We start from the raw sequence: 19,298 nt of genomic DNA on the forward strand, positions 1-19,298 counted from the left end.
TGGAAAGAGGTTACTCAGTTACCGCTGAAAGTTCTAGTCAGAAGTCATCGGTAATCAATACACATGAAAAGCAGTTTCATCGGTAATGGTTACAGATGAGTCATCGGTAATGGTTACTCACCAATAAGATCAACATACATTAAGATCAATCTCTAAATAAGATCATTAAAGACTTTAAGGTCAAGGGCTGGGTGAACTGGTGTTCACTAGTGTGTGTTAAGGAGTGATACCTCTGTATCGCTACGCTCTGAATGGCTACGCCACTTTAGATATCTGTGGGTAAGAAGTTCTCTTCGATGACCTTCTAACCTTCGTTAGCACATCAGCCATCACGCTGGCTTCTGTGACTCAGGTAACCCGACAGTCTACGCCAGAGAGCTACGCCCTCACTCTGTGTGGAAGCTGCGAACTTGTTCGCCATATGTGGATCGGAGCACGGCGTAGAGGACTGCTTTGCATCTGTCCGGTTCACTCCGGGGCGGCGCGGGTTAACTAACAGACCTCCTCAACGCCTCTCTACGGCGTTTAAACGGTGGTGGTGATACGTATGTACTGTGATGGTGACAAGTCCCCGCAGAACACGTTACAGCACGATTTGGCACTATTGACAAAGATTTCGGTAATTGATAATGTGATGATGAGGTATTATAAAGTTTACTAAAATAAAGCTTTCTATTTCAAGTGTAAACTGATATAATAGATAGGTAGGGTAATGATCTTCCTACGAATCCTCGAATAATTCTGCCGTCATCACGACATCCCTTGTCAATCTCACGGCAATACAAAATGGGTACAAAGAGACCTCCGCGAATAATTCTTTCAACAGAAACGGAGAACCCAATGAATAAACCAAAATCCCAACGTCTCGACCTGACCACTATGACAGGCGAGCAGATCGCTGATCTCATCCTGAACGGCAAATACACCAAGCCAGCTTTGTGGGCCTTCATCAGTAGAAACGGCGGCGCAGACGCTGTACACGCTAAATATCCTCAGATCGCCGTTTGTCTGCATATTCTCAAACAGGAGCGGAAGAAAGCGAAGCAAGCACGGGCTTTTAAAACCGTCCTTAAGCCGCTTAGTGAGAAATACGCCGAGGGCTACAGCCTGACTGAAATCCTGGCCCCTGTGCTCCAAGGCTATCGCTCGTTATACCGTAACAAACTAAATCTGGATTTGACACCTGAGCAGGTGATTATGCTCTTGATCGCTACTGATGGTGTGGAGCGCTTAGAATCCTATGGCTACACCTGTAAAGGTAATTTCCTAACAGCGACAGCCGCTTAAAACAGCATCAATAATTATCTGATCCGGTTCGCCTTCTGGGCGACCACTGGAGAGGTTTCTTTTGTACCAAATCGAGGAGGAAGCTTGATATGAATTTGAAGATTCAACAGCACATTTACGCCGGACTTTTAGCAGAAGCAAAGCGGCGGGGAACAACTGTTCCAAACCTTGCACGTGAGGTGCTAGAAATTGCCGCTCATCTTTTCGATAACGGTGAAACTTTACCCGCCTTGGGGAATATTAATGGAGATTATAATGAGCAAAAGAGCGTCGCAAAATAAACCAGAATTATGGATTGAGGAAGATCGCTGCCTTTTCTATGCAGAAGCAATCACAATTAAGGCTACTGGTGAATGTTTCAAAGTTGAGGATAAACTTGAGAAGATCCATACCTACATGTTGGATCAGTACAATAGTTATCGGAAAAAGGGCCAGTCATTCTATGAAGACCAGAGGGATATCGCCACTAAATGCAAATGCTCACCAAAAACCCTTGGCAAGTGGATGAAAGTGCTTGAAGCACTTGGTTTACTCGTTATTGATGAGAGCCAGAAAAGCCATTCATACACGGTGAAGTCAGTAGTGAGCCAAGAACACAACTTGATTTTCAGCTATCCGAAGCTGTTGAACGGAAAGCCAACATATGACCATGAAGAGGCGCTTAAACGCCTTTATGCATCTCAGGAACGTAAGAACGTAAAAAATTATCAGTCAAAATCCGGGGAGAGCGGTAAAAATGAGCAGAAACGTGATGTGGTGGAACCTGTCGCGCCTGTTGCTGGAAAACCAGACGGCGTACCTGTTGTGGATGTTCCTGTCGATGCTGATTTATCCAGTGGTGATGCGTTGACCGGGGAAAATGTTGTTGAGTTTCCTTGTAATGGTAGACCCAGAGAAAGTTTTAAATCTGTAGCCCCGGACGATGAAGATTTTGAAGAATATGGGCAACCGTCAAACAAGTGGGTAGATTTTGATATGGCTACAACCTGTGACTTTTTATAATGGAGGAATAATTGTGTAATACCGCTACTGGCACTAGCCAGACTACTAACAACCAGACCCCCAACAACCAAAAATTGTTTAAGCAACGTCGCCGTGATGAATCTGTTACCCGAACAGCTAAATCCATGCTCGTGGCGGGACACTCTCCCGGAAAAGTTGCTCTAATTCTCAGACTAGATCCTGAATACGTTGCTGAACTGGCGAAGACGTGGAACCCACGATTCCGACAAAAAGAGAAGATGAACCAATTTGCTGTTTCCCGTCTGACCTATCAGCTTTTTACTGATGGCGCTGATTTGTCCAGCATCTGCAATCTACTGAATCTTGGTTTGTTCTCTGTTGTGACCTACTTGGCTAATGAAGGTATTCCGCGCGCTGAGGTCATGTCGCGTTTCCCGCCAGAGACTGATCCGCTGGTTCGTGAATACCAGAAAATCCTGCAACGTCACTCTCGTCGTAAGCAGAAACCGCTTCGACTGCACTGACACCTGCAATGAACTAACACCTGCTAGCAGGTTAACGGTAATTGCCGTTAATCGCATTGTGATGAACTAACCCCAGCCGGGGGCTAATGATGCTTGATTACCTTACTTATCTGCTCACCTTCTGGTTAGTGATTCGTCACGTCCTGATCGGTGGGATTATCCTCATTTGGAGATATCATAATGAAAAACATAAACGACATCCGCGCCGATATTCTCGCCGCAATCCTGGCCGCAGAAACAGACGAAGCGGAAACCCTGAATAAAAGCGCTAAAGATACACTAGCGGAAGCTGTACAGAATTACCTGACCGCTTCGACTGCAACGACCACATTAAGCACAACCAATGAGCCAGCAAAAAAAGCGGGTAAGAACATCAAGGAAAAGGGTATCGCTCTGTGTCACCAGCTTCAGGGTTATAGCGCTAATCTGCGTCCGGTCAGTCTTATGATGAAGGCAAGTCTTGATGAGCTAACACCTGAACAACTCGCCGCCCTTGAGCGTCTTGGTTATGCGATGGATCAGGAGGCGTAATGGCTAACATTATTGTTACTGAGACCCGAAATCTTATTACATGGGAAACCGATGATAACGCATTCAGCAGAGCCAAGAAGAAGATCATCTCTCTGAAAGAAGCCCACGAGAAACCGTCTCAACGTTACGCAGCAACTGTTAAGAAGCTTCAGCGAAGTGAAGGTAAGACAGCACTTGCTGCTGCTAAGGCCCAAACTGCGAAGCTTCGCCAGGTAGAGCAATTAACAAAACAACAGCAGAAACAAGCTCAGATTCAGGCCAAAATGCAGCGGGATGCAGTCGCCCACGCCAATAAAATGACTTCATTACAGGCTCGCCAGCTATCACAACAGGAACAGACCGCCCTTCAGAATGCTCGTCTGGCAGCGATATCTGCGAAGGTGAGGGCAGCGAGCCAGCATAGGGCGATGACCTACAACCCCAACATGGGCGGTCGTTTCCATGACCCCGCCCTGGTTGCCCGTCAAACCCAGGCGATGGGTAGAAGCAGTGTTATCGCCTCTGAAATCGCAGCCACCAAAAAGGCGATGGCTTTAGAAGAGAAGCGCCAGCGTGAGAAAGAGGCGGCTTTTAAACGACAAATCACCGCTCACGATACACTCCGCAGGGCAAGCTTGACGATTGCACACATTGAATCCGTATCTCTTGCGGATAAATTCAAAGCTGTGCAGGCAATCAAGGAAGCCACCAAGGGATACTCCGAACAGCGTTATACCATCGCAGAAATGCGCCATGAACTTGCTAAAGCGACTCTGGAAACTAGGCGGCAGGCACGTATTAACCGCCAGATTGTTAAAGATAAAGCGAAAGCCGAGCGAGCAGGGCGTATCAATGCTCAACGTCTGACGCGTGAACGTAGCGAGCGTGGTTATGGTGGTCTCGCCGCTGCTGGCGCTATCGGTGGCGCAACATTAATCGGCTCAATGGGTATCAATAAAGCCGGGGCTGTTTTACAGGGGAGTTTAGAGCGCTCACGCGATGTTAAAAAGCTCCAGCAGTACGGGATCAGTAATCTTGAGTTTGCCGCACTCCAGGATCTATCCATGAGCCGTGTCGGGTACTCACTAAGTGCTGAAAAATTAAGCGATCTAAACAAAGATACACTCGAAAAGTCCGGTGAATTGCTCAATACCGGTTCTTTCAAACGAAACAATAAAACAGGACAGTTGAATTTCAGCGGTGGTGGTGAGTTCGCAGATATCATCAACAATGTGCTGACCTCCACCAACGGCAACCAGAAGGTAGCCCAGAAGGTGATTGGTGAACTGCAAAAATTGAACTTTCCAACTTTTATTCTATATCTCAAACAGTTGCAGAAAACTTTCGGTTGGACGGATAACCAGGTGAGACATCTTGGTGAGGCCGTGAACGACGGATCAGTCTTCCTGAACATCCTCGACCAGAACGGGCAGAATGTTATTGACCGAATGAAGAAACTCTCTTCTGAAGGCTGGGCCTTATCGGACTCGCAGCAGGCGCAATTAGATAAACTCTCCGCACTCTCTACGGAATATTCGAGAGTTCAAACCAGCCTGGCTGATCACTTTTCCGCTTCTTTTGTTCAGGGGCTTGGTGAATATGGTCAGAATACTGAGAACCTCAGCAAAGGTATGGCGGGGCTAGTCCCGATCACGGATGAATTAGGTAAAAGCTTGGGTGAGATGGCCTCAGCCGTCCTGAAAATTACCTCCTGGTTCGGGTCTGTCAATCCAGACAACAAGCACGAGCAGCTTAACGAATCTGGCTGGTACTACGATGACAGCGCCGTAGGTTGGTTCGTCAACAAACTGAAGTCAGCCGCTGCAACGTTTACCGGGGCTAACACTATTCCGGGAGTGCAGGGAATGCCTTCAGACTCGTACGGAAGCGGGACAGCCATAAGTGCAGCAGCAAAATCCCTGAACATTGGCACTCGTGGTGCTTATCAGCAGCCGATTAATCAGATGCCTGGTTTCAATCTGCCGACCTACCAGATGCCTCAACCAACATTCCAGGTTCCAACTCTGGAGAATATGACCCAGCGCCAGCAATACAGTGTTAATGTTCATGGTGAAGCCGCTATCAAGCTTTCACCAATAGACATCAACGTGAATGATGGTGCGGTTACTGGCCTAGTTGATGCACGTATCAGGGATAGTGAACTCAATAATCAGAACATGATTCTGGGGATGGCTCAGTGACAATTTAGAGGCGGCGAATCTGTCGCCTTTTATTCAAGAAATCAATACGTCACCGTGAAATTTGTTGCGAATGATTATCATTTGTGGTAAAATAATAACGTGATGTGATTATGTGCAAATAGCTGATTGCAGTTATGGTATGTGCGTACTACTGCCATTGTCGCTTCCCAACTCCTTAAGGATACAAAGTGGGCTTGTGGATAGCCCCTTTTCTTTTGCTGCTTCTCCACCTCTCAAGGGGAAGGCGATGTCAGGTCGCAGGCAGCAAAATAAAAGTACACCTCGACTAGATCGGGATGCCATTAAATCCGGCGCTCTCCTCGCCGGTCATCTTGTCACGATGGAAACTGACAACAGGTGTGCAATGTTTTGGGTTCCTACTCCTTACCCATTGGACGGCGTTGCACACCTCCCATCTCTCCACTCAGAAATTTCATCTCACCGATGATCCACCAACCGGGCAGGGATATTCCTGTTCCGGGGTCTTTTCTGTCTGGAACACGAAGTGAAAAACATCGCTTCGCGATTAGCAATCAAGATTGCTAACCCGTAAACGGGTGAAAGAAGGCCGCACAGTGCGGCCTCTTTTACGCCTGTAACAAATTCCGGCATATCTGCCGAATAACAATACCTGCCTGTATAGCAGGTGACTAAACAAGGCCGCTTGGCGGTGAACCTTCAGCACCGGAGGTGTTTGCCTGTAGCAAAGGGCATCGCCCCGTAAACCATAGGTTCATCACTTTGTGACCGAATAACTGATGGAGATACAAAAACATGGCTTTTGAATACGAAAGTAAAACCCCACAGGATGTATTGGTTTATACCGACTCTCCTGTTTTCCACAAACGAACTGTGATCCTTGATCTGGCTGCTGACGTGACTTGTGGTGATGTCATCGATCCGACCACAGGCGCGGCTTATGTCGCTGCTGATGGCGATGATTGCGCTGTAGCACTGCAAAATCAGGTCGCTGGTGATGCTCGTAGTCTGGTTATCAGTGACACCCAATGTGTGTTCAATCCGGCGGGGTTGGTTGTGGACACAGCCGCAAAAGATGCTGCTTACGCCGCACTTATCAAACAGGGTAATCGCATTGCCAATGCAAACACCACTATCGCAGCGATCTAATCAAGGAGAGATACCATTATGAAATTGAATGATTTTACTAACCTAAGCGGTCAGTTTGTTAAACCAAGCGGCGAGGGATTCCTTCTGTCCAGCCTGGGCCTGTTTACCAGCCGCCCAAGTGACACGCAGATCATCGCGCTCGATACCCTGGAAGATGTACAGCGCGAAGTAACCAAGTCGGTTGCCCGTTATGGTTCTGAGATGTCCGGTCTGAACTTCCCGAAAGCGGCTAACGTGACCGTTCAGGCTCCGTTACATGTCTACAGCTCCACCATCACCAGCCAGGATTGGCAGGGCAAGCGTCAACCCGGTGAAAACCGTCAAATGACCGCTGAAGATGTTGTGGCGAACCATACCATGAAGCATTACCTGCAAACCCGCCGGGATGTTGAATTCGCCATGGCGCAGAGTCTGCTGCACAACGTAACCGAAGCCACGCACCTACGCGAAGGCCCAACCATCCTTTGGAACGAGTTCTGGGGAATCGAACAGCCTCAGACAACGGTTAAGACAGGTGTTAATGCCAATGTCATCACCGAACTACAGAAAGCAACTACGCTTCTGAAGCAAAAACTTGGTGGTTGGTCATCCAGCATTAAGCAGATTTACCTGCTGGCGAGTCCGAGCCTATTCACTGCAATTCAGGCGAACCCAACCGCATATCAGGCCGCTCTGTTTGGTGCTACGTCCCGCGATATCGTGTTCCCGGATACTCTGGGCGCATATGACCGCTATAACATCGGGCGTGTAACTGTGGTTCAGATTGATGATCCGCTATACGGCATTGCAGACGGGGAAGGTTATATGCTGGCGTCATTCTCCAACATCGTAGAAGGTGACCTGTCACCGTACATGACTTACCAGACTCCGGCGAGCCGTCATGCAGAGGTTGCAAATGGTCCGGTTTATCCGTCTTATCACTACGTTCTGCGCGATAAGTTCATGAATTATGAGGTGGTCAGCGAACTATCCCAGATTCAAATTCCTATGCGCCCGGACTTCATCCTGAAAATCACGGGTGATTTCACCGATCAGGCTGTGGTGTAAGAAGCGGAATTCCGCTGACGGGTATATTGGGGGCGATTTGCCCCCACCGTGGCCAGGCAAAGAAGAGGATATATATGAAATTACAATTGATAGGCCGGGGAAACCTGCCTTTGCTCACGTTCATTATGGATGGTGGTTCTGATGACTCCATTCTGAATATCAGCGCGTTAAGTCGAAAACTCGGTTGTAGTCGGTCATCATTCATTGACCGTTGTCGTGACTACGGTCTGGACAGTGCTATCAGGTACTACCTAGAAGAGCAACGAAAGAAAACTGTGAAAGAGTAAAAGCCGGGGCAATCCCGGCTTTTTAGTACCTTATTTACGACCTTTATTTGATTGTGCAAGAACTGAAGCAGCAAGTTCTTTAGTTAAGGTACTTGAGCGAGGGTTGTTGAGGGCAGCAGATGCTTTATGTTCCATTGCACCGCTTGTCTGATTCGCTGAACCCTTTTGAGAGAGAGCAGAGCCAGCAAGGCTTTTTTGAATTCCAGATGCATTTGGGTTGTTCAATGTTTGTGCTGCGACTGATGCAACTGTACTTGATGTTTGCTTTGGATTATTTGCCATTATCAACACCTTTATAAAATGATTAAATGGAACATATAGTGAATTATAATTATCAAAGCACTATATGTATGGTTTATGGTAATCGTCGTCGTATTGATTGACAATACTGAACACATACTTCACTGGATAAATCCACAGTTGGTAATTCGTGCGGAATTTTTCTCTAAAAAAGAAATTAAAGACATTGAAAATCAGATTTTTTGTCTGATTTTATTCTGCTATTTGTGCATAATCGATCAGTTCAATGTAAGACGCTAATTCTTGTATATCAGCACCTCTTGAGTAAGTCCTCATGCTTTCGGATTTGCCCATCTGATGCCCTGCGAGTTGAGAGATGCGCCTTTCTTCAACTCCGGCCCGATCCAATTGTGTTATTGCCATCCCTCGAAGTGAGTGGAAGCATTGTCTATCGCTGGCCTCAGGCAAATGCTCTCTTTTCAGCACTGAGAATTTACTTGAGAAGAGTGCGCCAGGTCTTGCATCTTTTCGCGTCAACTTGTTGGAGGATTTGAACAGGAACTCCCCATGACGCTGTTTTAGATATCCATCGATGATGGGAAGTAAGCGGGAATGTATTGGGACGTCTCGTATACCAGCTTTGCTTTTTGCCTTCGGAATATGGAAACACCTAACCCCGTCCACAGTAATGATGTCTTGGTGCTTTAGACTGGCTATTTCGTTCAATCTCATTGCACTATGTAACGATATCAAAATCATATCCCTGATGTCGGTACGTGCTTTGCTTAAGAGGACATTGATCTGTTCAATCGTAAAAGGTTGGTAGGACTCGATTGAAGCACCACGCCCATCAATACCATGACCATGAAATGGATTGTCCGGGCTGAGGGCATCAAAGTTACGCCGGGCATATTTGTAGAGGCTGGAAAGCGATATAACCCAGTTTTGCAACGTTGATAGTGCAAGCTGATCACTGTTTGTCTGTTCTTCAATGAACAAAGACACCATACGGCGACCGATACGGTCTAACTGGATGTCGTCGCGTTTTATACTCTCCAGGAAACGATCTGTTGCCCATTGAACACGCCCCAGGGTTGCCGAGGCTCGTTTACCAGTAAAGTGCCTTACATACTCGCTACAAACAAATCGCAGGGTAGGGATTGTGTAAGACGTTGCAAGACGAGGCTTATCCGCATTTTGTCGAACTTCGGCATTAAGTTCAGCAAGGGCGTTCCGTAGCTTGACCTCGGAAGTGTCTTCACGGTGCTTTTCCTTAAGCTGGTTAAACTCCAACAGAAGGTGGTCACGGAAGTTTCTGGCTTTAGCCAGGTCACGAGTGCCTGTACTCCTACGCCAGAGTTTTTTGCCGTTAAAGAGATGACGAAGATAAGCCGGGATAAAAATCTGAAACATCCAGGTTCCTTCGCGGAGTTGATACATGTACTCAGTTTTTCTGTTGATCGCCATAGGTTTGATCCTCTATGATGCGGCAATCAGCGTTACACTGTTATTTACTGTAAGAGATACAAACGGTTATGCAGGAAGGCACTAGGGGATGACGGAACGTCGTTCCCTGAATTCGAACGACATTGCTACTCTCCTTTTTATAGTTAATATCCCCAGTAACCCTGTACTGAGTGTGGATAGAGTAGCAAATTAAAAGGTGTGATAAAAGAGAAGGTTACCCTGCCATCAGCGTGGCAGGGCAGGGGTTAGCGGATGGTTTTGGGCGTCATGACGCGGCGTGCGCCGACGTAGTGGCGGTCCCAGTAGTCTTCACTGAGCGAGGTAATTTGAATATCACGACCGGTACGCGGAGACTGAATAAACTTCCCGCCGCCGATATAGACGCCAACGTGATCGGCGGTGCCACGGCCACGCGTGCGGAAGAACACTAAATCGCCGCTCTCCAGCTCGCCACGGTCAATCGCACGGGCATCGCGCAGGTGGTACATTTCGTTAGCGGTACGTGGAATACGAAATTTCACCAGATCTTTATACGCGTAATAAACCAGACCACTGCAATCAAAACCGGTACGCGGAGATGTTCCGCCCCAGCGATAGGGTTTGCCAATCTGGTCCATCAATTTATTCATCGCCGTTTTTTGTGCTTTCTGCACGCGCGCCTTATGCGCTTCGGCGATAGTTAACGGTTTGTTCTCTACCGTGCTGGTGGTACAGGTTTTCTTATGACCTTTACGGACCACGCATTTGGTGGTGACGTTTGCCGCTGCGGTTTTCATCGCGCTGCTTTTGCTACGGCGGGTAGAAGCCGTCTTCGTGGTGCTGGCTGTGCGCGCAGTGCGGGATGATTTGCTGGCGGTAGAGGCGGTTTTTTTACTTGCCGTCGCCTTAGTTGTGGTTTTTTTGCTGGTTGAGGCGGTGGACTTCTTCTTGCTGCTGCTTTTGCTGACGGTATTTTTCTTCTTCCGTTCGCTTCCCTTGGCGGAATGCGATTTTTGCGCCGCCGCAGCTTTCGTGTGACCGGAAGCGTGCGAGAGCGGCGAGAATGTTAATGATGAAAACAGCAAAGCACAGAGCGTGATCGACATTTTTTTTATTCGCGCCACTGAGCAATCCTCTGAGAATGAAGGCATTAAATTCATGCCTGGGTATGATTTACAAAACTCATCAATTCTAATCCATATAAACCAATAATGTTAATAGCGATTTTGTATCTAAAAGAGTGTTTCGTTAGCAAGTGCAAAAAAAAACGGCAATTGAAATACAATCAGCTAAAAAATGCACAGATTTTTTGTCAGCGTGCTGTTAAAGTGACATTTTGAAGGCATGTTCTGCACTCGGCGGGTAAAAGAGTAAAGAGTGAATAAAATGTTATTTTCCGTCTGAGGTCTGAAACGCTACAATGTCAGACTACATGTGGTATTCGAAGTTAAGGAAGTAAGACAATGAGCACAACTGTTGAAACAATCCAACGTCAGATCGCTGAGAACCCCATCCTGCTGTACATGAAGGGTTCCCCGAAACTGCCAAGCTGCGGTTTTTCCGCACAAGCTGTCCAGGCGCTCTCTGCCTGTGGCGAACGTTTTGCATACGTAGATATTCTGCAAAACCCGGAAATTCGCGCTGAGCTGCCGAAATACGCGAACTGGCCGACCTTCCCGCAGCTGTGGGTTGATGGCGAGCTGGTTGGCGGCTGCGACATCATCATCGAGATGTACCAGCGCGGTGAATTGCAGCAGTTGATTAAAGAAACGGCGGCAAAATATAAAGAAGAAGAGCCGAAAGCGGAGTGATTCGCAGGCGGTTACAGTGTTAACCGCCTTCCGGCAAAAAAAAGCGACCTGAAACGGTCGCTTTTTTATGTGATTTATTCCGTGGTAAGGGGTAGCGGCCAGCCGCCCAGACGTTTCCAGCGGTTGACGATTTCGCAAAAGAGCTGCGCCGTCTGTTCCGTATCGTACAGCGCGGAGTGCGCCTGCTCACCGTCAAAGGCCATACCTGCCGCAATACAGGCTTTCGACAGAACGGTTTGCCCCAGCGCCAGCCCGCTCAGCGCAGCGGTATCGAAAGTCACGAAAGGGTGGAACGGATTGCGTTTTAGATTCGCGCGCTCAGCGGCGGCCATCATGAAGCTGTGATCGAAGGTGGCGTTATGCGCGACCATAATGGCGCGGTTGCAGCCCGCGTCTTTCAGGCCTTTGCGCACCATTTTGAAAATGGCATGCAGCGCGTCATGCTCGCTCACGGCACCACGTTCAGGGTCAGTCGGATCAATACCGTTAAACGCCAGTGCTTCCGGTTGCAGATTCGCACCCTCAAACGGCTCAACATGGAAATGTGCAGTGGTGTCCGGCATCAACCAGCCATCTTCATCCATTTTCAACGTGATCGCTGCGATTTCGAGCAGAGCATCAGTTTTGGCGTTGAATCCGGCGGTTTCAACATCAATCACCACGGGATAAAAACCACGAAAACGGTCGCACAGACCATTCAGTTGCGCATTGTCGGACATTAGAATCTCTTAACCTGAAAAAAGTAGCGCGCATTATGGCAAATTTTGCCAGGGGATGCAGTAAAAGCGGATAAAAGAACGGGCGCCGTAGCGCCCGTGGGGAATCAGTTGCCAAGGCCTTTGCCGGCGTCTTTTTCTTCAATCAGTTCGATTTTATAACCGTCCGGATCTTCAACGAAGGCGATAACCGTGGTGCCGCCTTTTACCGGGCCGGCTTCACGGGTAACGTTGCCGCCGTTGTGGCGAATGCGCTCACAGGCTTCTGCGGCGTTGTCGACGCTCAGGGCGATATGACCATAAGCATTGCCGAGGTCGTATTTATCGACGCCCCAGTTATAGGTCAACTCAATCACGGCTTCGTCTTTTTCGTCACCGTAGCCAACGAAGGCGAGTGAGTATTTGTATTCGGTGTTTTCACTGGTACGCAGCAGTTTCATACCCAGTACTTTGGTGTAAAACTCGATGGAACGTTGCAGGTCGCCAACACGAAGCATGGTGTGCAATAAGCGCATAATTTCCTCTCACTGGATAATCGTTATTTAAAACAAAACATTATTTTAGTATAGCGGCGGATCCCTGCCGCTATCAATGTGCGATTACAGTGTAGGGTAATCGGTGTAACCTTCGGCGTCACCACCGTAGAAGCTTTCCGGACGCTGCGGGTTGAGTTCCGCTTTGCGTTGCAGGCGAGCCACCAGGTCCGGGTTGGCGATATATGCGCGGCCAAAGGCCACCGCGTCAATCAACCCTTTTTGAATCAGATCTTCGGCTTTTTCCGGCGTGTAGGCCCCGGCACCGATAATCACACCCTGGAAACGGGCGCGTACTTTTTCACGGAACGTTTCGCTGTACGGTTCGCCGCCGGCCCAGTCTGGTTCAGACATGTGCAGGTACGCAATTCCGCGTTTGCCCAGTTCTTCAATCAGGTACAGTGCGTCGGCTTCTTCGTTCGGGCCATTATCCACGTTCTGGAAGGAACCAATCGGCGATACGCGGATACCAATGCGATCGGCACCCCATTCTTCGATTGCGGCGTCAACCACTTCCAGCACCAGACGCGCACGGTTTTCGACGCTGCCGCCGTATTGATCGGTACGGTGGTTAGAAGAAGGCGAAAGGAACTGATGCAGCAGATATCCGTGTGCAGAGTGCAGTTCAACCAGGTCGAAACCGGCTTCACGGGCATTGGCGACCGCCTGACGGAAATCATTCACAATCCCCGGGATCTCTTCGGTTTCCAGCGCACGCGGCATAGAAGTATCAACGCGAATAGCATGACCCTTTTCGTCACGCAGGGAAGTACGTGTACCGGCGCTCAACGCAGACGGCGCAACCGGAGCCTGGCCGCCAGGTTGCAGGCTGGAGTGGGAAATACGCCCGGTGTGCCAGAATTGTACGGCAATGCGACCGCCTTCAGCGTGAACCCCTGCGGTGATTTTTTGCCACGCAGCAATTTGCTCTTTGCTGTAGAGACCCGGCGCGCCGGCATAGCCTTTTGCCTGGGCGGAGATTTGCGTCGCTTCAGAAATAATCAGCCCTGAACTGGCGCGTTGACGGTAATACTCAGCCATCAGCGGTGTTGGGATATCGCCTGGCTCAATGCTGCGTAAGCGGGTGAGCGGGGCCATAAAGACACGGTTAGGGGCGGTTACAGCACCCACTTTCAGTGGGGTAAACAGTTTTTCTTGCGACATGGTGACTCCTGAGTAGACCGGTCGTCTAGTGATTCGGTAAAATAAAACGCCCTTATTGTGCGGGCGCTGCAATCATCGTTTTGGCGTGAGCCAGCGCGCTTTCAAGCGGCGTCGAGCTCTTTGAAATCTTGGCCTGAAGGTTCGCACCCAGCCAAAGTGAATAGAGCACTTCTGCCTGGGTATGCGCCTCGCCGTCGAAGCGTAAACAACCGTGACGACGACCTTGTTCCAGCGCCTGCGCCAGCAGGTTGATGATCTGGCTGGCGCCCTTATTCATTTCTGTGCGCATGTCTTCCGACAGGTCGCACACTTCTGCAGAGAGCTTCACGGTTAAACAACCGCTAATTTTTCCCTGCTGGCAAAACTGGTTAACGGCCTGCTGATAGTAAGCCAGCAGGCGATCGCGATAGGTACCTTCACCTGCGGCAAAGTGTTGCGCAAGGCGCTGGTGATAATCGGCAAAATAGCGTTCAAGCATCGCGACGCCAAAGGCTTCTTTCGAACGGAAATAGTGGTAGAACGATCCTTTCGGAACTTCCGCCGTTTTCAACAGTTCGCTTAAGCCCATTCCAACAAAACCGCGCTGCATGCAAAGCTGCTCGCCGGTGGCCAGAATGTGTTCGCGGGTATCGTGTTCACTGTGTTTGCTCATGGGGAAATAATCTAATAGACCAATCGGTCTAGTGCAAGTTTTTTTTCATCCTTTCCGTAGACGATAAAGTTGCAGAGCCGGACGTAAACGTCTTCAATGAAGACATATCGATGAAAGGAGGGCAACGTGGCGGAGCAACTGGAGTTTTTCCCGGTGCAGAGTCCGTGCCGGGGTATATGTCAGAGTGACGAGCGCGGATATTGCCGGGGCTGTATGCGCAGTCGCGATGAGCGCTTTAACTGGCAAAAGATGAGTGATACGCAAAAGCAGGAGGTTATACGCCTCTGCCGACAGCGTCTGCTGCGCAAATTACGCGCAAACAAACCCAACGATGCCGAAGAACCTCAGCAGCCTTCACTGTTTTAACGGCAGAATTGCGTATACTCGTAGCAAATTTTCGTTGAGGAAGCTGTTATGGTTCAGCGTATTACCCTGGCGCCGCAAGGGCCGGAATTTTCACGTTTCGTCATGGGATACTGGCGTTTGATGGACTGGAACATGTCCGCCCGTCAGTTAGTGAGTTTTATTGAAGAGCACCTCGATCTGGGCGTGACGACGGTCGATCACGCCGATATTTACGGCGGGTATCAGTGTGAAGCAGCCTTCGGCGAAGCGATGAAGCTTGCGCCGCATCTGCGCGAACGTATGGAAATCGTCACCAAATGCGGTATCGCCACCACCGCGAAAACCGAAAACGTGCTGGGCCATTATATTACCGACAGCAAGCACATTATCAGCAGTGCAGAGCAGTCGCTGATTAACCTGGCGACCGACCATCTGGATCTGCTGTTGATTCATCGCCCGGACCCGTTAATGGATGCCGACGAAGTGGCAGAAGCATTTCTGAACTTGCACCAGAGCGGAAAAGTGCGCCACTTCGGCGTGTCTAACTTTACGCCCGCACAGTTCACGCTGTTGCAGTCGCGCCTGCCGTTTACTCTGGCAACCAACCAGGTAGAAATCTCCCCAATTCATCAACCAACGATTCTGGACGGCACGCTGGATCAACTCCAGCAAATGCGTATTCGCCCGATGGCGTGGTCCTGCCTTGGCGGCGGTCGCTTATTTAACGATGATGAGTTCCAGCCGTTGCGCGCTGAACTGGCGCAAGTGGCTACAGAGCTAAACGCTGCCAGCATCGAGCAGGTGGTTTACGCCTGGGTGATGCGTCTGCCGTCGAAACCGTTGCCAATCATCGGTTCCGGTAAAATCGAACGTGTACGTTCGGCGATTGAATCTCAGTCGCTGGAAATGACGCGTCAGCAGTGGTTCCGCATCCGCAAAGCGGCTTTAGGCTTTGACGTTCCCTGAGTGATCCCCCCGACCTCCGGTGAAAAACGTGTCTCTGGTTTACACTTAACGGGGACACGACAGTAACGGAGGTCTCATGAAACGATTTACTCTGACGATCCTTGCGCTGGCTTTTTCAGCTGGCGCACAGGCTGCGGGTGACAATGTTGAAATGAATCTTGTCACATCCCAGAGCGTCGGCCAGTCAATTGGCAGCATCAAAATTAGCGAAACGGATAAAGGGCTGGAATTTGCGCCCGATCTCAAGGCATTGCCACCTGGAGAACACGGTTTCCATATCCATGCCAACGGCAGTTGTCAGCCCGCCATCAAAGAGGGGAAAGCCAGCGCAGCGGAGGCCGCAGGAGGGCATTTCGATCCTGAAAAGACCGGTAAGCATGAAGGGCCGGATGGTAAAGGCCATCTCGGGGATTTACCTGCGTTAATCGTGGATAAAGATGGAAAAGCGACCACGCCGGTGTATGCGCCACGCCTGAAAAAATTAGCGGACATTAAAGGCAAAGCGCTGATGATCCACGTCGGTGGCGATAACATGTCCGATCATCCCAAGCCGCTGGGCGGCGGCGGGGCGCGCTATGCCTGTGGGGTGATTAAGTAGTGCGTTCGGTAATCGTTCCGACTACCGGCGCTTGTTCCAGCTGCGATAATGAGCAGTGTAGTCGCCAGACAATCGACGCCAGTTCACGGGCGGCCGGCTGGTAATGATGGGACAGTGCCTCGGAAATACGTTGTAATTCCTGTAATGACGTGGTGAGCGGACGTTGCTGGACGCCGCGCTCGCTCATCACATCGCGCAGCAGGCTGATACAGAGATCGCGTACCTGTGAAAGCGGGTCCGAACGTGCTTCCCAACTGCGTAATTGCCATACCACATGACTGCAATTCAACAGCACCACCCCCCAGCGGAGCAGCCAGCGCCGAGCCAGTTCATCCTTACTGTTACTTAACTGACTGATATGATGATAAACCAGCGACTCAAAATCGTGCTCGCTGTTGTTGGGATGGCGGCTGAGTTGATCAACGAAGTGACGCCGTAACGCACGAATATGGCGACGGCTTTTTCGCGCATCGGAGCCGGGTTTTAGTACCGCAAACGCCATCCATGCCAGCCCAACGCCGAGGATCTTAGCCAGATTATCATTCAGAAAATCCGCAAAGTCATAAACCGGTGGATTGGTCACGGCGATAAACGAGCCCATAAAGACAATCAGTTGCCCCCACAGCCCGGCGCGCTTCGGCATTTGTAATTTGAGTAACTGCATCGTGGTCAGCAGCGGAAACAGAAAAAGCAGAAATTGCCATAAATCGGTTATTTGCACCATCAGGCCAAATTTAACCACAAAGCTGAACAGAGAGAGCAGCACCAGGGTGCGCATCAATAGCGTCAGTGAGTTAAACGGCGAAGGTGAAACAGAATAGAGTACGCAGCAAATAGCGGATAAGGTCAGCGCGGCTGCGCCCGACTCCCATTGCGTGCTGATAGCCCACGCGCCGACAGCCAGCAGGGCGCAGAAAGTGCGCACGCCGTTCCAGGCGGCTTCCGCGTGGTCCGTATGGCGCATCAGGGCGGGGGCGGCAGGTACGGAAAATTCAGAAACGGCGGTCGCATTTTCCAGCCGCGAAAGCCATCGACTGCTGCTGAGATACACCCGGCAAAAATACCGCAGGCGATCCCAGAATGCGCGATGACGGTAATCCTGCGGGTCGGTCGGAGCCAGCGGCGCAATAATTCGCGCGACGGTGTAGATATCGCAACCGGGCCGCGCCAGCGCCTGCAAAAGTTGTTCAATCACCGGGCGAATGTTCTCCGGTGGATTGGGCCAGTTGAGCAGCATGCGTCGCAGGCTCGAGATCACACTGGTAAGCCGCAGTTGCTGGTGGAGAAGCGCATTCAATAGCGAGTTTTGCTGACGGAAACGATAATGGCTCCAGAATGCCTGAATACGCAGCAGGTTCATTGTAAGAATTTGGCCGATGACGCTTTCATGCGCGGTGCGAATCGCATCGGTCGTCACCGGTTGCCAGAGCAGGCTGGCGTGTTCGAGCAGGCGGGCATGCATATTTTTCAGCGCGGTCAGCAGTGCGGTGCCATCAGACGTACTGGGCAGGATCATCATCATTAACCCACCGCATAAAATGCCGACAATCACTTCGCAAACACGCGCCTGAGCGATAGTCCACAATTCGGTAGCGTCGGCGACGTTGATCACCGGGAACGCGATAATGGCGCAGGTATAGCCCGCAAGCTGAAAGGCGTAGGCCACGTTGTTGGTGAACATCGCGCACGCCCAGGTGCAAAAGCTTATCCAGCCAGCCATACAGACTAAAAAGAGCCACGGATCGGTTAAGGTGTGACCGGCAATAATCACCGCCGCCCAGGCACCAAACAGGCTTCCGGCGATACGACCAAAACTCTTACTGATTACGCCGCCGACGGTAGGGAAACTCACCACCGCCGCAGAGGTCATCGCCCAGTAGGGTTCATCGAGTTGCAGGTAGTAGGCGATGGTCAGCGCCAGACACATGGCGATACCGTTACGTAATGCGTATCGCCACTGCGCCGGGGTTGCCTTAAACCAGGGCAGCGACGCCAGGCTCAGACTCGGTAGGGTCATTTTTGGCTGCCAATCGACACGGAGCAGGTGGTCCCGGCGACCAGCACGACGTCATCCGGCAGGCTATCAAATTCGATACGCACCGGCACACGCTGTGCCAGACGAACCCACGGGATATTGGGTTTGATATCGGCCACCAGGCTGCTGTCGCTCTCCAGACTTTGGTCGTAAATCGCGCGACCAATACTGTTAACGTGACCCTGTAACGTTTTGCCGTTGCTGTAGAGCTGGATAGCGGCAATGTCGCCTGGTGCGATATGGCGCAGCTTGGTCTCTTCAAAATAGCCGACGACATAGAATGAATGACTGTCGATCAGCGCAAACACCGGTTGGCCCTGAGTGGCGTAGTTGCCGACGCGTGTAGACAGGTTAGTAACCCAGCCGTCGACCGGCGCTTTGACAAGGGTTTGAGTCAGCTGCCAGCGGGCATGTTCAAGCTCTGCGGCGGCGGCATCCTCGGTGGCTTTAGCGGCTTTGACCGACATATTTGCGCTATCAAGATCTTCTGCTGAAATATAATTATGCGGCAGGTTCTGACGGCGGGTGGCTTCATGGTTAGCTTTCACCAGGTCGGACTGCGCTTTTGCCAGCTGCGCTTCGGCGTTCATCACGGCAATGCGCCATGGCGTTGGATCAATCTCAAACAGGACGTCGCCTGCTTTAACAAACTGGTTGTCCTTCACATTCAGCTTCAGAATGCTGCCGGAAACCTGCGGGGTAATATTGACCTGCTCTGAGCGGATTTTCCCGTCGCGCGTCCAGGGTGACTGCATATAGTAGTTCCAGCACAGCCAGACCGCGATTGCCGCCAGAGCAGCAACCAGAAGCGTAGAGAAATATTTTAATTTTTTCATTTAGATAGC

The 19,298-nt window shown here is 50.3% G+C and carries 21 protein-coding genes; 12 read left to right on the forward strand and 9 right to left on the reverse strand.

Translation table 11 applies throughout. From position 1 onward, the window contains the following. Positions 1-840 precede the first annotated feature (840 nt). From NMC31_RS15760 to NMC31_RS15795, 8 genes are all read left to right on the forward strand, one after another. On the forward strand, positions 841-1,287 hold the full coding sequence (locus tag NMC31_RS15760) for a hypothetical protein (RefSeq protein WP_253898426.1): 447 nt from the start codon (positions 841-843) through the stop codon (positions 1,285-1,287). Between the two features lie 89 nt (positions 1,288-1,376). After that, complete coding sequence (locus tag NMC31_RS15765; protein WP_253898427.1) at positions 1,377-1,568, forward strand: hypothetical protein; 192 nt, start codon at positions 1,377-1,379, stop codon at positions 1,566-1,568. Then, entirely contained in the window at positions 1,543-2,289 is a 747-nt protein-coding gene (locus tag NMC31_RS15770) for a DUF6945 domain-containing protein (protein WP_253898428.1), read from the forward strand. The genes NMC31_RS15765 and NMC31_RS15770 overlap by 26 nt, the downstream gene beginning before the upstream one ends. Positions 2,290-2,300: 11 nt before the next feature. Further along, on the forward strand, positions 2,301-2,774 hold the full coding sequence (locus tag NMC31_RS15775) for a hypothetical protein (RefSeq protein WP_253898429.1): 474 nt from the start codon (positions 2,301-2,303) through the stop codon (positions 2,772-2,774). 180 nt (positions 2,775-2,954) lie between these two features. After that, the gene (locus NMC31_RS15780) at positions 2,955-3,305 is read left to right on the forward strand and encodes a phiTE-211 family phage-derived protein (protein ID WP_253898430.1); all 351 of its coding nucleotides are present in this window, start codon (positions 2,955-2,957) and stop codon (positions 3,303-3,305) included. Then, a complete protein-coding gene (locus NMC31_RS15785) occupies positions 3,305-5,485 on the forward strand; it encodes a chemotaxis protein (RefSeq protein ID WP_253898431.1) in 2,181 nt (726 codons plus the stop codon). Before NMC31_RS15780 ends, NMC31_RS15785 begins: the two co-directional genes overlap by 1 nt. A gap of 774 nt (positions 5,486-6,259) precedes the next feature. After that, positions 6,260-6,613, forward strand: coding sequence for a hypothetical protein (locus NMC31_RS15790; RefSeq protein WP_149463603.1), 354 nt, complete (start codon positions 6,260-6,262; stop codon positions 6,611-6,613). 18 nt (positions 6,614-6,631) lie between these two features. Continuing rightward, positions 6,632-7,660 carry a major capsid protein gene (locus NMC31_RS15795; RefSeq protein ID WP_253898432.1) on the forward strand — a complete coding sequence of 343 codons (1,029 nt, stop codon included), beginning with the start codon at positions 6,632-6,634 and terminating at the stop codon, positions 7,658-7,660. A gap of 317 nt (positions 7,661-7,977) precedes the next feature. On the opposite strand, the gene NMC31_RS15800 is transcribed toward NMC31_RS15795, so the two are convergent. From NMC31_RS15800 to NMC31_RS15810, 3 genes are all read right to left on the reverse strand, one after another. Beyond that, on the reverse strand, positions 7,978-8,229 hold the full coding sequence (locus NMC31_RS15800; protein WP_253898433.1) for a hypothetical protein: 252 nt from the start codon (positions 8,227-8,229) through the stop codon (positions 7,978-7,980). A 210-nt stretch (positions 8,230-8,439) separates the two neighbouring features. Next, positions 8,440-9,654 carry a tyrosine-type recombinase/integrase gene (locus NMC31_RS15805; RefSeq protein WP_253898434.1) on the reverse strand — a complete coding sequence of 405 codons (1,215 nt, stop codon included), beginning with the start codon at positions 9,652-9,654 and terminating at the stop codon, positions 8,440-8,442. 245 nt (positions 9,655-9,899) lie between these two features. Beyond that, positions 9,900-10,757 carry a C40 family peptidase gene (locus NMC31_RS15810; RefSeq protein WP_253898435.1) on the reverse strand — a complete coding sequence of 286 codons (858 nt, stop codon included), beginning with the start codon at positions 10,755-10,757 and terminating at the stop codon, positions 9,900-9,902. A gap of 339 nt (positions 10,758-11,096) precedes the next feature. On the opposite strand from NMC31_RS15810, the gene NMC31_RS15815 reads away from it, so the two are divergent. After that, positions 11,097-11,444, forward strand: coding sequence for a Grx4 family monothiol glutaredoxin (locus NMC31_RS15815; protein WP_015964255.1), 348 nt, complete (start codon positions 11,097-11,099; stop codon positions 11,442-11,444). A gap of 74 nt (positions 11,445-11,518) precedes the next feature. Here NMC31_RS15815 and rnt read toward each other — a convergent pair whose 3' ends face one another. From rnt to NMC31_RS15835, 4 genes are all read right to left on the reverse strand, one after another. Next, on the reverse strand, positions 11,519-12,163 hold the full coding sequence (rnt, locus tag NMC31_RS15820) for a ribonuclease T (RefSeq protein ID WP_253898436.1): 645 nt from the start codon (positions 12,161-12,163) through the stop codon (positions 11,519-11,521). Between the two features lie 104 nt (positions 12,164-12,267). Beyond that, a complete protein-coding gene (gene gloA, locus NMC31_RS15825) occupies positions 12,268-12,675 on the reverse strand; it encodes a lactoylglutathione lyase (RefSeq protein WP_149462634.1) in 408 nt (135 codons plus the stop codon). An 84-nt stretch (positions 12,676-12,759) separates the two neighbouring features. Further along, a complete protein-coding gene (locus tag NMC31_RS15830; RefSeq protein WP_149462633.1) occupies positions 12,760-13,857 on the reverse strand; it encodes an alkene reductase in 1,098 nt (365 codons plus the stop codon). 52 nt (positions 13,858-13,909) lie between these two features. Further along, a complete protein-coding gene (locus tag NMC31_RS15835; RefSeq protein ID WP_253898437.1) occupies positions 13,910-14,509 on the reverse strand; it encodes a TetR/AcrR family transcriptional regulator in 600 nt (199 codons plus the stop codon). A 126-nt stretch (positions 14,510-14,635) separates the two neighbouring features. Between NMC31_RS15835 and NMC31_RS15840 the strand changes: the two genes are divergently transcribed. The 3 genes from NMC31_RS15840 to sodC all read left to right on the forward strand — a co-directional run bounded on the left by NMC31_RS15840 (position 14,636) and on the right by sodC (position 16,418). Then, complete coding sequence (locus tag NMC31_RS15840) at positions 14,636-14,875, forward strand: DUF1289 domain-containing protein (RefSeq protein ID WP_253898438.1); 240 nt, start codon at positions 14,636-14,638, stop codon at positions 14,873-14,875. 48 nt (positions 14,876-14,923) lie between these two features. Beyond that, a complete protein-coding gene (locus NMC31_RS15845; RefSeq protein ID WP_149462630.1) occupies positions 14,924-15,820 on the forward strand; it encodes an aldo/keto reductase in 897 nt (298 codons plus the stop codon). A 76-nt stretch (positions 15,821-15,896) separates the two neighbouring features. Beyond that, positions 15,897-16,418, forward strand: coding sequence for a superoxide dismutase [Cu-Zn] SodC (sodC, locus tag NMC31_RS15850; RefSeq protein WP_253898439.1), 522 nt, complete (start codon positions 15,897-15,899; stop codon positions 16,416-16,418). Here sodC and NMC31_RS15855 read toward each other — a convergent pair. After that, entirely contained in the window at positions 16,411-18,435 is a 2,025-nt protein-coding gene (locus NMC31_RS15855) for an FUSC family protein (RefSeq protein WP_253898440.1), read from the reverse strand. The genes sodC and NMC31_RS15855 overlap by 8 nt on opposite strands. Then, positions 18,432-19,289 carry an efflux RND transporter periplasmic adaptor subunit gene (locus NMC31_RS15860; RefSeq protein WP_253898441.1) on the reverse strand — a complete coding sequence of 286 codons (858 nt, stop codon included), beginning with the start codon at positions 19,287-19,289 and terminating at the stop codon, positions 18,432-18,434. The genes NMC31_RS15855 and NMC31_RS15860 overlap by 4 nt, the downstream gene beginning before the upstream one ends. Positions 19,290-19,298: the final 9 nt, after the last annotated feature.

Source organism: Pseudocitrobacter vendiensis, from assembly GCF_943590815.1.
Lineage (GTDB): Bacteria > Pseudomonadota > Gammaproteobacteria > Enterobacterales > Enterobacteriaceae > Pseudocitrobacter > Pseudocitrobacter vendiensis.